Source organism: Streptomyces sp. AMJ-169, assembly GCF_055597585.1.
On record NZ_JBVLTJ010000008.1, the window covers coordinates 26,284 to 40,536 of the forward strand.

The 14,253-nt window shown below is 72.7% G+C and carries 13 protein-coding genes; 6 read left to right on the plus strand and 7 right to left on the minus strand.

The genetic code is table 11. The features are described from left to right. Positions 1 to 2: 2 nt before the first annotated feature. The 6 genes from ACYUD3_RS20845 to ACYUD3_RS20870 all read right to left on the minus strand — a co-directional run bounded on the left by ACYUD3_RS20845 (position 3) and on the right by ACYUD3_RS20870 (position 7,592). Positions 3 to 1,451: a Wzz/FepE/Etk N-terminal domain-containing protein gene (locus ACYUD3_RS20845; RefSeq protein ID WP_470972029.1), complete on the minus strand. Its 1,449-nt coding sequence runs from the start codon at positions 1,449 to 1,451 to the stop codon at positions 3 to 5. Then, the gene (locus ACYUD3_RS20850; protein WP_470972031.1) at positions 1,448 to 2,746 is read right to left on the minus strand and encodes a Wzz/FepE/Etk N-terminal domain-containing protein; all 1,299 of its coding nucleotides are present in this window, start codon (positions 2,744 to 2,746) and stop codon (positions 1,448 to 1,450) included. The genes ACYUD3_RS20845 and ACYUD3_RS20850 overlap by 4 nt, the downstream gene beginning before the upstream one ends. Beyond that, on the minus strand, positions 2,743 to 3,960 hold the full coding sequence (locus tag ACYUD3_RS20855; protein WP_470972033.1) for a glycosyltransferase family 4 protein: 1,218 nt from the start codon (positions 3,958 to 3,960) through the stop codon (positions 2,743 to 2,745). Before ACYUD3_RS20855 ends, ACYUD3_RS20850 begins: the two co-directional genes overlap by 4 nt. Further along, on the minus strand, positions 3,950 to 5,260 hold the full coding sequence (locus ACYUD3_RS20860; protein ID WP_470972035.1) for a nucleotide sugar dehydrogenase: 1,311 nt from the start codon (positions 5,258 to 5,260) through the stop codon (positions 3,950 to 3,952). Before ACYUD3_RS20860 ends, ACYUD3_RS20855 begins: the two co-directional genes overlap by 11 nt. 31 nt (positions 5,261 to 5,291) lie before the next feature. Then, complete coding sequence (locus ACYUD3_RS20865; protein WP_470972037.1) at positions 5,292 to 6,770, minus strand: sugar transferase; 1,479 nt, start codon at positions 6,768 to 6,770, stop codon at positions 5,292 to 5,294. A 282-nt stretch (positions 6,771 to 7,052) separates the two neighbouring features. After that, positions 7,053 to 7,592, minus strand: coding sequence for a VOC family protein (locus ACYUD3_RS20870; RefSeq protein ID WP_470972039.1), 540 nt, complete (start codon positions 7,590 to 7,592; stop codon positions 7,053 to 7,055). 150 nt (positions 7,593 to 7,742) lie between these two features. On the opposite strand from ACYUD3_RS20870, the gene ACYUD3_RS20875 reads away from it, so the two are divergent. From ACYUD3_RS20875 to ACYUD3_RS20895, 5 genes are all read left to right on the plus strand, one after another. Next, positions 7,743 to 8,552, plus strand: a complete 810-nt coding sequence (locus ACYUD3_RS20875) for an IclR family transcriptional regulator domain-containing protein (RefSeq protein WP_470972041.1) — start codon at positions 7,743 to 7,745, stop codon at positions 8,550 to 8,552. A gap of 157 nt (positions 8,553 to 8,709) precedes the next feature. Then, complete coding sequence (locus ACYUD3_RS20880) at positions 8,710 to 9,912, plus strand: CaiB/BaiF CoA transferase family protein (protein WP_470972043.1); 1,203 nt, start codon at positions 8,710 to 8,712, stop codon at positions 9,910 to 9,912. A gap of 28 nt (positions 9,913 to 9,940) precedes the next feature. Then, positions 9,941 to 10,789 carry a citryl-CoA lyase gene (locus ACYUD3_RS20885; RefSeq protein ID WP_470972513.1) on the plus strand — a complete coding sequence of 283 codons (849 nt, stop codon included), beginning with the start codon at positions 9,941 to 9,943 and terminating at the stop codon, positions 10,787 to 10,789. Then, positions 10,786 to 11,466: an alpha/beta fold hydrolase gene (locus ACYUD3_RS20890; protein WP_470972045.1), complete on the plus strand. Its 681-nt coding sequence runs from the start codon at positions 10,786 to 10,788 to the stop codon at positions 11,464 to 11,466. The genes ACYUD3_RS20885 and ACYUD3_RS20890 overlap by 4 nt, the downstream gene beginning before the upstream one ends. Before the next feature lie 60 nt (positions 11,467 to 11,526). Beyond that, positions 11,527 to 12,159: a nucleoside/nucleotide kinase family protein gene (locus ACYUD3_RS20895; protein ID WP_470972047.1), complete on the plus strand. Its 633-nt coding sequence runs from the start codon at positions 11,527 to 11,529 to the stop codon at positions 12,157 to 12,159. Here ACYUD3_RS20895 and ACYUD3_RS20900 read toward each other — a convergent pair. Beyond that, positions 12,128 to 13,027, minus strand: coding sequence for a UTP--glucose-1-phosphate uridylyltransferase (locus ACYUD3_RS20900; protein ID WP_470972049.1), 900 nt, complete (start codon positions 13,025 to 13,027; stop codon positions 12,128 to 12,130). The genes ACYUD3_RS20895 and ACYUD3_RS20900 overlap by 32 nt on opposite strands. A gap of 392 nt (positions 13,028 to 13,419) precedes the next feature. On the opposite strand from ACYUD3_RS20900, the gene ACYUD3_RS20905 reads away from it, so the two are divergent. After that, complete coding sequence (locus ACYUD3_RS20905) at positions 13,420 to 14,196, plus strand: MmyB family transcriptional regulator (protein ID WP_470972051.1); 777 nt, start codon at positions 13,420 to 13,422, stop codon at positions 14,194 to 14,196. Positions 14,197 to 14,253 lie beyond the last annotated feature (57 nt).

The window sequence follows — 14,253 nt, forward strand, 5'->3', positions numbered from 1 at the left end:
TGCTACCGAGCCTCCTGGTCGCTGTCCGGTACCCGCGCCGCCCACAGCGGCGGCCGGCCGGCCCCGTTGTGCCGGACGGGCCGTTCGCCGAGCTCACGCGGGTCCCACAGCGTGCCGTCGGTCCGGTCGCGCGGATCGGGGTCGATCAGGACCACCCCGGCCACCTCGATCCGCTCCTCGGCGAGGTGCCGCGCCACGGTGTGCAGCCAGGCGGCGCTGCCGTGCCCGGCCCGCACGACCAGCACGGCCCGCGCGCCGAGCTGTCTGAGGTCGCCCCACGCGGTGCCGGGCGCCAGCGAGCCGACGCCCAGCTGATGCTGCCCCGCCGACACGGTCACGGTGATGTCGGGCCGCCGCCGCGCGAGCCGCTGTCCGGGCAGCGCGTCGACGACGGTCACCGGGCCGTCCGCCGCCAGCGCCCCGGCGAGGTCCAGCGCGATCGCGCTCGCACCGCGCGCGCAGCCCAGCTCCAGCAGCGACACCGGACCGCCCGCCCCGCGCGCGGTGCGGGCCAGCGACGCGGTGAGCCGCTCGCGCGCCGCCCTGGCCCGGCGCCGCCGCCACAGCCGGGGCGCGCGCCGGGGCAGCTCCGCCGTGACCGAGGCGCCGAGGTGCGCGGCGATCTCCCGGCGCAGCACGGGCCGGTCGGCGACGACCACGGTGACCGCCGCCAGCGCGAGCCCCAGGACCAGACCGAGGACGGCCCCGATCCCGGCGTCGGTGACGGCCGCCTTGGCCAGGGAGCGGCGCACCGGGCTCGGGGCGTCGACGATCTGGGTGCCGGCGATCAGCTGGGGCGTGCCGACGCCGGCCTCCGCCGCGCGCTGGCCGAAGTCGGTGACGCGCGCGGTGAGATCGGCCCGGCGGGCGTAGAGCGACTCCAAGTCGGCCGCTTTCGGGCCGCCTTGCGCGGAGCCGGCCTCGATCTGCCGGTTGACCTGGGTGAGTTCGTCCCGCATCCGGGCCTGCTGGGCGAGCAGCGCCTTGGCCTCGGCGTCCGCCGCGTCCTGGATGCGCTTCACGTGGTCGGCGACGAACGCCTCGGCGAGGGCCTGCGCGCGGGCCGTCGCCTGGGCGTCGTCGGCGCCGGTCACGGTGATCTGGAGCAGGTTGTTGGTCAGCCCGGCGCCCGTGTAGTCCCGCATGAAGTCCTCAGGTTTCACACGGGACTTGAGGGACTTCAGGGCCTGTTCGGCGATCCGCGTGGTCTGGAGCAGCGCGACGTCGGTGCGGATCAGGGTCCCGGGGTCGTTCGGCTGGTCCTGCTGGTGCGCGACCAGCACTTTGGTCACCGCCGTCGGGGGCGGCGGTATCAGGACGGCCACCCCCGCGCCCGCGCACAGCCCCAGCGCCGCCGTGGCACACCACAGGCGCCGCCGCCTGCGCACCGCGACCACCAGCGACTGGAGGTCGAGCAGCGGCGACGACTGGGGTGTCGTACTCGTCGTCACCCGGAACCTCCCACCGAGGCGGTCTCCCGGGGGCGGGACGGGGACGGGCGGGCGGTGGAGGGGGCGGTGAGGACGACGCCGGCGAGGGTGTGGCCGGCGTCGGCGCAGGCCTCGGCGAGGGCGGTGAGTTCGGGGGCCGTCCACTCGCCCGGGGTGAGGACGACCAGGGCGCCGGACTCGCCGGCGGCGTCCGGGACCGTCGGACGCGCCAGCTCGACCTCCGCGGGACGCAGCTGCGGATCCCCCTCGGCGGCCAGCTCCTCGGCGGCCCGGCGGGCGAGGACGTCACCGGCCGGGACGACGACCAGCAGCCGGTGATGATGCCGGAGGCGGGCGCGCACCCGGCGGTAACGGATCTGCCGGGCCGTCTCGTCGGCGGCTTCCAGGACGGGCACGTCCCAGCGGATGTCGGCCCCCACCAGCCGGCGCAGCCGGCCGCCCGGACGGCGTACGGTCTTGCCGGCGGGCACGTCGAGCGTGCCCAGCGCCACCGTGCCCAGCGCGGCGGCGATCTCCGTCTCGCCGCGCAGCCGGCGGCTCACCCGGGCGGCCGTGAGGTGGCCGACGACGGCGAGCAGGAAGAACGACAAGGCGCCGCCCGCGATGAGCTGAACCCTGGTCGGCGGGGCCTGGCCGGACGGGCGGGGCGCCGGGCCCATGACGACCATGGCCGCCTTGCCGGCGGTCGGTCCGGTCTCGTCCAGCTTGTTGACGGCCTCCTGGAGCGCGGTGCGCAGCTTCGCCAGCTCGGTGCGGGTCTGCACGCTCTCCACGCTCTGCCCGGGCCCGGTGGCGTCGGCCAGCTCGGTGATGCGCCGGCCCGTCCGCACGATCAGCTGCCGCAGCTCCTCGGGGCCCGCCGTCGCCCCAGGGTCGCCGCTGTCGCCCGCGAGCCGCGCGGCGAAGGCGGTGAACTGCCGGGCCACCTGGTCGGCGAGCCGCTGCGCCCGCTGCGGCGACCCGGCCGTCCCGGAGATCTTGACGATGTTCCCGTCGGCGGCCGTCGCGCTCACCTGGGTCTGCAACTGCCTGCCGCCGACGCCCTCCCACTTGAGGGCGTCGGCCGCGCGGTCGAGCACCACCGAGCTGGTCGCGATCTCCGTCTGCGTCAGCAGCTCCCGCTGCTCCCACGCCCCCGGCAGCAGGACCTGCGCCGACGCCGTGTACTGCGGCGGGAACAGCAGCGACAGCCCGTAGCCGGCGAGCGCGCCGAGCACGGTCAGGAGGGCGAGCAGCCGCCGGCGGCGACGGACGATCCGTCCGACCGTGACCAGGCGTATGGTCTCGTCGTTCAATGGCGCGGCCTCCGCCCCGGTGCACGGTCGCGGCGGGCGGCGGCGTAGGCGGCGAGCAGCGCGGCCTGCGAGTTCGTCCAGGACAGCGGTCCGCCGACCCGCTCCTGGCCGAGCTTGCCCATCCGGGCCCGCCGGTCGGGGTCGTCGAGCAGCAGCGCGATCAGTCCGGCGAACTCGCTCTCGTCGTTCGCGGCGGCGTACAGGGCCGCCTCACCTGCGGAGACCCGCGCCTCCTTCAGGTCGAAGGAGACGATCGGGCGGCCCATCACCATGTACTCCAGGACCTTGTTCATGGTGGAGACGTCGTTGAGCGGGTTGCGCGGGTCGGGGGACAGGCACACGTCCGCCGTGGACAGGTAGCGGGCGAGGTCGGCGTCCGGGACCCGGCCGGTGAACTCCACCTGGTCGCTGAGCCCGAGCCGCTGCGACAGCTCGACCATCGCGTCGAAGGTGTCACCGCCGCCCACGAACACCGCGTGCCAGTCGTCGCGCCCGACCTCGTCACGGAGTCTCGCCAGCGCCCGCAGCGCGTAGTCGACGCCGTCCTGCGGGCCCATCACCCCGAGATAGCACAGCAGATGAGGCTTGCCGCGCTTCAACTCCGGCTCCGCCGGGACGGGATGGAAGCGGCCGGTGTCGGGCGCGCTGCGCACCACGAACACGTCCGCCGGACTCCGGCCGCCCCGGCGCACCGCGACCTCCCGGTAGCTCTCGTTCGTGGCGAGCACGACATCGGCGGCCCTATAGGTCAGCCGCTCCAGCGCGCACACCCCCCGGTACAGGAGGTCCTTGCCGCGCCCGAACCGCGACAGATACAGCTCCGGCACCAGGTCGTGCTGGTCGAACACGAACCGCGCGCCGCGCCGCTTCAGCCACAGCGCGGGCAGGAACAGCAGGTCGGGCGGGTTGCAGGCGTGCACGACATCGACCGGCCCCACCTTGCGGGCCAGCCGGAACGTGTGCCACAGCGCGCTCCCGTACTCCCGCAGATAGCCGGCCGGGCCCCCGGTCGCCGCGCGCAGCGGGTAGCGGTGGAGGCGCACCCCGTCCAGCACGGTCTCCGCCTCCGTGTCCCGCTTGGTCCCTCGGGGGCAGATGACGTGCACCTCCCAGCCCGCGTCGCGCAGGGTCGTGCACTCCTGCCACACCCGCCGGTCGAAGGGCACCGACAGGTTCTCCACGAGGATCAGCGCGCGCTTGATGTCACCAGGCAAGGCCCACGTACCCCGGTTCGGCCCGGCGCGTCTCGGCGTCGGGGAGGCGGACGAGGTCGACGATCACCGGTTCGCCGCCGTGCGGGAGCGCCGCGAGGACGTCCGGGTCCCGGGTGCCGACCAGGATCACGTCGGCGTGCTCCAGGACCTCGGCCACGGAGTCCGCCAGGAGCTGCGCGAGATGCGGCAGCCGGTTCTCGATGTACTCGCGGTTCGCGCCCAGCAGCCGGGACAGGCTGACGTTCGCGTCGTAGATCTTCAGGTCGTAGCCCTTGCCGAAGAGCCGTTCCGCCAGTTCGACGAGGGGGCTCTCGCGCAGGTCGTCGGTGCCGGGCTTGAAGGACAGCCCGAACAGCCCGGCCCGCCGCTTCCCCGTCCGCTCGACCAGCTCCACCGCCCGCTGGAGGTGGTCGGAGTTGGAGGGCAGGACGTGGGCGAGGATGGGGACGGAGACGTCGGCGCGGTGCGCGGCGTGCACCAGGCTGCGCAGGTCCTTGGGCAGGCAGGAGCCGCCGAACGCGAAGCCGGGACGTAAGTAGGCGGGGCTGATGTTGAGCTTGCGGTCGGCGAGGAAGACGTCCATCACCTGGTGCGAGTCGACGCCGAGGGCCCGGTATACCGCGCCCAGCTCGTTCGCGAAGCCGATCTTCAGCCCGTGGAAGGCGTTGTCGGCGTACTTGACCGCCTCGGCCGTCGGCACCGGCACCCGGAACACCTCGCCGGGCAGCCCCTCGTACAGCGCCGCCACCACGTCGCCGCCCGCCGGGTCGAGTTCGCCGATGACCGTCTTCGGCGGGTCGAAGAAGTCCCGCACGCTGGTGCCCTCGCGCAGGAACTCCGGGTTGACCGCGACCTTGATCTCCACCCCGGTCCCGGCGTGTTTCTCCAGGATCGGCACCAGCAGGTTCAGACAGGTGCCCGGCAGCATCGTCGAGCGGAAGACGACGGTGTGCCGCCCGCCCCGCTCGGCGAGCGCCGCCCCGATCTCCTCGGTGACCCGCTCCAAGTAGGCGGTGCACAGGCTGCCGTTGGGCTCCGACGGGGTGCCCACGCAGACCAGCGACACCTCGCTCGCCCCGATCGCCTCGCGGACGTCGCCGGTGGCGCGCAACGCCCCCGAGCGCACGCCCTCGGCGACCAGCTCGCCGATCCGCTCCTCCACGACCGGGGCCCGGCCGCCGTTCACCAGATCGACCTTCACCGGGTTCACGTCGACGCCGACGACGTCGTGCCCCATCCCGGCCAGGCATGCGGCCGACACACAGCCCACGTACCCGAGCCCGAAAACGCTGACTCTCATCTCCCGCTCCTCCCCCCGAAGTTGCCGCGCATCAGTAGGCCCCCTGTCCGTGCAGCACCGCACGCAGCGTCTTCCACAAGATCACCGTGTCCAGGGCGAGCGACCAGTCCTCCACGTACCGCAGATCCAGCCGGACCGCCTCCTCCCAGGACAGGTCGCTGCGCCCGCTGATCTGCCACAGGCCGGTGAGCCCCGGCTTGACCAGCAGCCGGCGCCGGATGTCCGGGCCGTACGCGGCCGACTCCTCCGGCAGCGGCGGGCGCGGACCGACCAGCGACATCGAACCGGTGAGCACGTTGAAGAGCTGGGGCAGCTCGTCGACGGAGTACCGGCGCAGGACCGCGCCCACCCGGGTCACCCGGGGATCGCGGCGCACCTTGAACAGCAGCCCCGCGCCCTCGTCGAGCGCGGCCAGCTGTGCCCGCGCGCCGTGCGCCCCGGCGACCATGGTGCGGAACTTCCAGATCGTGAACTCGCGGCCGTCCTTGCCGACCCGGCGCTGGCGGTAGAAGGCGCCGCCCCGGCTGTCCGTCAGCACGAGCAGCGCGACCACCGCCATCAGCGGCGCGAACAGCACCAGCAGGAGCGCCGCGCCGGCCCTGTCGACGATGCCCTTGACCGCGCGCCGGCCCCCGGTGAACGTCGGCATGCTGACCCGCAGCAGCGGGATGCCGAGCACCGCGTCGATGTGCAGCCGGGGCCCGGCGACCTCCATCAGCACGGGCGCCACGACCATCTCCGCGTCGCTGCCCTCCAGGTTCCAGGCCAGCTTCTGGAGCCGGTCCGGCGACCAGTGCGGGTCCGAGGTGACCGCGACGACCCGGTAGCCGCCCTGGTGCACATGGCCCGCGACGTCCGTGAGCCGGCCGACGACTGGCACCCCGTCCAGATGGTCACCGCTGAGCACGGGCCCGTCGGTCGTGCACACCGCCTCCACCCGCCAGCCCAGATGCGGGAACTTACGGGTGCGGCCGATGAGATCACGCATGGTGGCCGGGGACCCGGCGGCGAGCACTGGTCTTAAACACCGGCCCTGCTTGCGCTGTTTGTGCAGCCACAGCCGCAGCACGTACCGGGCGGTCATGGTGGTGAGCAGGATCGCCGGGATCGCCACGAAGATCCACAGCTTGATGTTGCGGGAGGCGAGCGCTATCCCGCCGAGCGCGAGGACGACGGTCGCCATGAACACCGAGCGGCCGAGCCGGCGGAACTCCTCCGCCCCCTGCCCGAGCACGGCCGGCGTCCACGACCGGCTGACCGCGAGCGAGCCCAGCACCAGTAACTCGGTGCCGAACGCCAATATCCCCCATTTCTCATGCCAGTTGGCCGCGTCCCGGGCTCCGAAGAGATTCCCGATCGACGCCACCACACAGGCGGTGGCCACGGTGTCGCTGGTGATGACGGTACGGCGGTACCGGTGTTCCCAGTCGAGCGCGGGCTGTCCGATGTCCCCGCCCGCCGGACGCCTGCGCGCCGGCGGAAACGGGCTGACCAATCCCCCTTGCCGCACAGAACCCCCCCAGGTTCCCAGTGGTTCGACGCTGTCGTTCGCCTCGCACTGTGCTCCCCCCCCCCCCCCGGGAGGCCCCCGCCTCCCGTACCGTCCCCTCCCGTCGGGGCCCCCACCCCGGCTTTACCTGATGGCGGACCCACGGACCATTACCGGTCGCCTCGGGTCCGAACGCCTGAAGCACGGTCAATCTAGACCATCGGGCCCAGCCTGTAGAGAAGGTGTGGGGAATTGGTGCGCAAGTTTTGAGACGGAATCCAACAGCCGTCGACCACTGGCTCCTCAGCGGTAGATGTTGTTGCTGGTGTGCTCCCCCTCCAGCCAGGACGCCAGCTCCGCGCGGGCCGTGCGGCGGCGCTCCGCGTCGGACTCCTCGATGCCGGGCGCGTCCAGGGTGAACTCCAGCAGCAGGCCGTTGGGGTCGCTGGTGTAGAGCGAACGGCAGTAGCCGTGCTCCAGGACGTACGTCTCCTCCGGGCGCCAGCCCGCCTTCTCCAGGCGCTGGGCGATCGCGTCCTGCACCTCCTCGGTGACCTTCAGCGCGATGTGCTGGAACGGCGAGTGCGGCATCCGGGGGCCGAAGCGCTCCTGGTCGGCGGGGTCGGCGAACTGGAAGAAGGCCAGCGCGCTGCCGTCGCCGAGGCCGTAGAAGGTGTGGCAGTAGGTGCGGACCGCGCCGAACAGCTCGTCGGACTCCTTCCAGGTTGCGATCAGCGGCAGGCCGACGAGGTCCTCGTAGAAGGCGCGGGTCGCCTCCTGGTCGCGGGTGACGTAGGCGTTGTGGTGCAGACGGGAGGGGAGTGCCGGGGCGGCTTGAGTCATCGTCGACTCTCCTTCGGGGGTCCCAAGTGTGCGGACATGTGTCCGCTGTGCGGTCACTCTCGTTACCCTGATACGGGAAACCCCCGCCGTCAACCCTCCGTGGGCGGCGTAATCTGGACGCCCAGTCGAGCGACCTGAGAGGCACAGCAGATGCCGCGTACGGGCACCGGGCCTGATTTCATCGAAGCGCTGGCCCGCGGGCTGGAGGTGATCACCGCCTTCGCCCCGGGGCGGCCGGACATGTCCCTGTCCGAGGTCGCGACGGCGACCGGCCTCGCCCGCCCCACCGCCCGCCGTATCCTCCTCACCCTCGAAGAGCTCGGCTACGTCCGCGCCGGCGAGCGCGGCTACGCCCTCACCCCGCGCGTCCTCGACCTCGGCACGGCCTACGTCGGCTCGCTCGGACTGTGGGACGTGGCCCGCCCGCACATGGAACGCCTGGTCGCCCGCACCCGCGAGTCCTGCTCCGTCGCCCAGCTCGACGGCTCCGACATCGTGTACGTCGCCCGGGTCGCCGTACCGAAGATCGTGACCCTCTCCGTGCAGATCGGCACGCGTTTCCCCGCGCTCCAGACCTCGCTCGGGAAAGTGCTGCTGGCCGCGCTGGAGCCGGAGCGGCTGGAACGGGCGCTCGCCGAGCCGACCCGGTCCGGGCTGACTCCCTTGTGGAGACCGGGAGTCGACGAGCGGGACGGGGTGCTGCGCGAGGTGCGGGCGCGGGGGTGGGCGCTGGCCGACGAGGATCTGGCGCTCGGCATCCGCTCGGTGGCGGTGCCGCTGCGGGACGGGGAGGGGCGGGTGGTCGCGGCGATCAATGTGAACGCGCACGCGGCGGAGACGTCCGTGGAGCGGCTGCGGGAGGAGCATCTGCCGCTGCTGTTGCAGACGGCGGGGGAGATCAGCGGGGATTTCGCGCGGCTGTCGGGGGTGCCTCGGGCGGTGGTGGCGGTTCAGGGGTGAGGTTCGGGGGCTTCGGGGGCTTCGGGGGGTGAGCTTCGGCGCTGTGTGGCGGGGGCTCGCTCCTCGACGTGAAGGGGGCTCGCCCTGGGCGGTCCCCGCGTGCCACAATCCGAAGTCGGCGGACAGATGTCCGCTGTGCGGTCGGAGGGATGGTTCCATGGAGACACCGGAGATACCGGAGACGCCGGCGACACCGTCGGCCCAGGGTGGCGGCCCCCTCTCCGGGCTGCTGGTCGCCGACTTCTCCCGGGTCCTGGCCGGCCCGTACGCGACCATGCTGCTGGCCGACCTCGGCGCCGAGGTCGTCAAGGTCGAGGCGCCCGCCGGGGACGAGACGCGCGGCTGGATGCCGCCGACGCGCGGCACCACCTCGACGTACTACCTCGGCGTCAACCGGGGCAAGCGCTCCCTCGCGCTCGACCTGCGCGACCCCGAGGACGCCGGCGCGGCCCGCGAACTCGCCCGCCGGGCCGACGTCCTGATCGAGAACTTCAAACCGGGCGCCCTCGCCAAGTACGGCCTCGACTTCACCGCCGTCACCGCCGCCAACCCCGGTGTCGTGTACGCCTCCATCACCGGCTTCGGCCCCGGCGCGGGCTCCCACGTCCCCGGCTACGACCTGATGGTCCAGGCGATCTCCGGGCTCATGAGCCTCACCGGCGACCCCGAGGGCGAGCCCTTCCGCGCCGGGATCTCCGTCTTCGACGTGATGGCGGGCAACCACGCGGTCATCGGCATCCTCGCCGCCCTGCGCCACCGCGACCGCACCGGCCAGGGCCAGCACGTCGAGGTCAACCTCCTCTCCTCGGCCCTGTCGGGCCTGGTCAACCACAGCTCCGCGTACGTCGCCGGCGGCACCGTCCCCTACCGGATGGGCAACGCCCACCCCAGCGTCTTCCCCTACGAGCCGTTCCCCACCGCCGACCGCGACCTCATCGTCGCCGCCGCCAACGACGGCCAGTTCCGGCGCCTGTGCGAGGTCCTCGGCATCCCGGAGACCGCCGACGACCCCCGCTTCGCCCGCAACCAGGACCGCACCGCCCGCCGCGAGGAACTGCGCCCCCTGCTCGTGGAACGGCTCGCCACGCGCGGCGCCGCCGACTGGTTCGAGGCGCTGGTGGCCGCCGGGGTCCCGGCCGCGCCGATCAACACCATCGACGGGGGCTTCGCGATGGCCGAACGGTTCGGGCTCGACCCGGTCGTCGAGGTGGGGGAGGGGGAGCGGGCGGTGCCCATGGCCCGCCATCCGATCGGCTTCTCGGCGACACCGGCGAGATACGAGCTGCCGCCGCCGGAACTGGACGAGCACGGGCCGGAGTTGAGGAAGTGGCTGGAGACGGGGGAGGGCGACCGTGACTGAGCAGCAGCCCGGGATGAAGTCGGACGATATGGCCAGCGAGCCCTCGGTGCAGCCGACCCCCGGCCACCCCACCGCCTCCACCCCCGCCTACCCCACCGCCCTAGGCGCCTCCACCCCCACCACCATCACCCTCCTCGGCGACGACCTCGCCGCCGACATCATGGGCACCGTCGGCTTCGGTGAACTCGCCTACCGCCTCGCCACCCAGCGCCGCCCCACCCCCGGCCAGGTCCGCGTCTTCGAAGCCGTCCTCGCCGCCCTCGCCGACCACGGCTTCACCCCCACCGCGATCGTCACCCGCCTCACCTACCTCTCCGCCCCCGACTCGGTCCAAGGCGCCCTCGCCGCAGGCCTGTTGGGCGGCGGCTCGCGCTTCCTCGGCGTCACCGAGGACACCGGGACCTTCCTGCACGAGGTTCTGGCACACCACCAAGGCCCGCTCCCGGGGACCGACGCGGAGTGGGACGAGCTGGCCCTGGCCACCGTACGCGCGCAGAAGGCCGCCGGACGTCTCGTGCCCGGCCTCGGCCACCACGTGCACAAGGGCGGCGACCCCCGCACCCCGCGCCTGATCCAGATCGCCGAGGAGGAAGGACAGTTCGGCCCGCACCTCGCCCTGTTCGCCGCGATCGGCCGCACCCACCCCCAAGTCCTCGGCAGAACCCTCCCGTTGAACGGCGCCGGAGTCTGCGGAGCCGCCCTCGCCGACCTCGGTCTGCCGATCCCGCTGCTGCGCGGCTTCGCCCTGCTGGCCCGCACCGCCGGGCTGATCGGCCAGCTCGCCGAGGAGATGCGCAACCCGGTCGCGAACGACATCTTCCTCTCCGTCGACCTCAACAACCGCCCCGTCGCCCCCGACCCCTGGAACCCCCGGTGAGCCCGCCCCCCGGCATCCTGTTCGTGCACGGCGCCCACCACGGCGCCTGGTGCTGGGACGAGGTCAGGAACCGGCTCCCGGACACCCGCACCCACGCCGTGGACCTCCCCCTCACCTCCTTCGCGGACGACACCGCCGCCGTCCGTACAGCCGTCCGCGCAGCGGCCTGGCACGGTCCTGTGCTGCTGGTCGCGCACAGCTACGGCGGGCTCCCGGTCTCGGCGGGCGGGCACGCCGCCGACCGGCTGGTGTACATCGCGGCCCGCATGCCCCGCCCCGGCGAGTCCCCGGCACAGCTGACCCCCCGCTGGAACGACCCCGCCTTCCCCGCGGCCGTCCACCAGGCGGACGACGGTACGGCGACCCTGCTGCCCGCCGCCAGGGAAGCGCTGTACTCCGGCACACCGCAGCCGCACGCCGAGCACGCGGCGGCCCACTGGCGCCCGATGCGCAGCCGCGTACCGGACGAACCCCTCACCGACCCGGCCTGGCTCGCGGTCCCCAGCGCCTACGTCGTGTGCGCCCGCGACCGGACCGTACGCCCCGAAGCGCAACGGGAGTGCGCCGCGCACGCCGTCACCCGGCTCGAACTCGACTGCGACCACTCCCCGTTCTACTCGGCCCCCGGCGAACTGGCCCGCTTCCTGGGGGAACAGACGGCCCTCCTCGCCCAGTAGGCTGCCCTACGGCCCGAGGCCCAGCCCGCCTACGCCCACCGGCCCGACGACGGGGAGCCCATGACGTACGACGACCTCCTGCACCGGGCCGCCGCCCTGGTCCGCCCAGGACGCCGGGCCGTCCTCGGGATCACCGGCAGCCCCGGCGCGGGCAAGACGACCCTCGCCGAACGGCTGGTCCGCGACCTCGGGGAGAGCGCCGCGCACGTCCCGATGGACGGCTTCCACCTCGCCGACGCCGAACTCGACCGGCTCGGCCGCCGCGACCGCAAAGGCGCCCCGGACACCTTCGACGCGGCCGGCTACGCGGCCCTCCTGCACCGGCTGCGCTCCGGCGAGGACGGCATCGTCTATGCCCCCGGCTTCGAGCGCGGCCTCGAACAGCCCCTCGCCGGCGCGCTCCCCGTCTTCCCCGAAGCCCGACTGATCGTCACGGAAGGCAATTACCTCCTCCTCGACACCGCCCCCTGGCCCCGGGTCCGCCGTGAACTGGACGAGGTCTGGTTCTGCGCCCCCGAGGAGAAGGACCGCGTCGCCCGGCTGATCGCCCGCCATGAACAGTTCGGCAAGTCCCATGAGGCGGCGGTCAATTGGGCGCTGGGGACGGATCAGCGCAACGCCGACCTCGTCGAATCGACCCGGGGGCGCGCCGACTTGACCGTCACGGCCGCTCAACTCCCGCCGCCTCAGTGACCGTCCGCCGCACGATCGCCCCCTGCTCCGGGTCCGCGAGGGCGAGGGCGGTCTGGGCGGTGAGATAGCCGGCGGGGTTGCCGGTGTCGTACCAGCGGCCCTCGACCACCTGGCCGTAGAGCGGGCGGGTGGCCGCGTACGCGTTGATGGCGTCGGTCAGGAAGATCTCGCCGGTGCGGTGCCCGTACCAGCGCCGGGTCAGCTCCCGTACCTCGTCGAGGACCCCGGGCGTGATGACGGACCCGCCGATCGCCGCGTACGCCGACGGGGCGGCGGCCGGCTCCGGCTTCTCGACCAGGCCGGTGATGCGCAGCCGGCCGCCGCCGAGGTCCTCCTTGACGACCGGCACCCCGTAGGCGCAGGCCTCTTCCGGGGCCATCGGCAGCAGGGCGACCACCGGGCAGCCGGTCCGCCCGTACGCCTCCACCAGCTGGCGGGCGCGCGGGACCTCGGCGGTGAACACGTCGTCCGGCCACAGGACCAGGACCGGCTCGTCGGTGTCCCGGGCGCCGTTGAGTACGGCCGTGCCGGTGCCGTAGGGGCCGTCCTGGTAGAGGTAGGTGATCCGGCGGCCCAGTTCGGCGACCTCCTCCACCGCGTCGGCCTGGGCGTCCTTCCCGGCCGCGCGCAGCCGGGCGGCCAGCGCGGGGTCGGGGCGGAAGTGGTCCTGGATCAGGGACTTGCCGGCGGAAACCACGACCGTGATGTCGGTGATGCCGGAAGCCGCAAGTTCCCTGACGGTGTGTTCGATGACAGGGCGGCCCGCGACCGGCAGCATCTCTTTCGGGATCGCCTTGGTCAGGGGGAGCAGCCGCGAGCCGAGCCCGGCGGCGGGGATCACGGCCTTGCGGAGGGGGAGGACGGGCACGGCTGCTCTCTCTCGGTTCGGCGTACGGCGCGCGGTGCGCGATGGGTGCCGACGCTACCAACCCGGGCCCCCGGCGCCCCGCTCCGGCATCGCGGACGCCGCACAGTGACCTTTCCCAAAGCGAGCCGAACACTCTAGGAAAACGTTTGAAGTCTTCGTTACTCTTCGGACCAGAGGCGCGGAAACCCCCGACCACGACTTCGCCTAGCTGTGCTCCGCGCCTTTTCGGTCCGTCCTTGTCAATCCGTCCTTGTCAATCCCCTGTTTCCCCCCACTGGCCTTCCTGACGGTTTTTCTCCCTGCTGTCCGGATCTCGGCACCGATTGGCATAAACCGGCCAATGGCTGAACCGGCCGCAGGAGACCGCGGGCTGGCCCGCCGCTAGGAGAGCGATGGAGAACAACGAAGAACTCGGTGACTTTCTGCGGGCCCGCCGGGCCCGGCTCACCCCCGGGGACGTGGGCCTCGATCCGGGTTCCGCGCGCCGCCGGGTCTGCGGGCTGCGCCGGGAGGAAGTTGCCCGGCTCGCGAACATCAGCGCGGATTATTACAGCCGGCTGGAACAGGGGCGCCGCATCAATGTGTCCATGGAGATCCTGAACTCCGTGGCCCGGGCGCTGAAACTCACGCCGGAGGAGTCCAGGTATCTGGCGCAGCTCGCTTTCTCACCGGTCACCCAGCCCTCGGACGGCACGAGCCCGGTCTATGCGGACACCCCGCTCACCGTGGCCCGGATGGAGATGCCGGCCGCCACCTTCGACGCCCGCCTGGACGTGGTCGAGATGAACGACCGCTTCAAGGAGCTCGTGACCGAGATAACCGAGCTCCCGGACGCGCGGATCAACACGGCGCACGCCATCTTCTCGATGAAGCAGCGGTTCGATTCCGCGGCGGACTGGGAACACTCCGCCCGGCAGATCGTCGCGCTGCTGCGGCGCAACATCAGGATATCCGGCCGGGACGCGAAATCGGATTCACTCCTCAGGAGTCTCCAGGAAGTGTGCCCCGAATTCCGCAGGATATGGGACGAGTATCCGATCTGGCAAGGCGGCCGGTATTCCTTCAAAGTGGCCGACCCGTACGGCCAGAATGTCGAGGTGGCGGGTGAGGTCTATTTCGTCTCCGACTTCTCTCCGATGACCTTGGTCGTGGTGAACGCCTCCACATGACCCCTCGTTGATTATCGACCGGCCGCGGCCCCTATGTCTCGGTGCCGGTGAACCTAG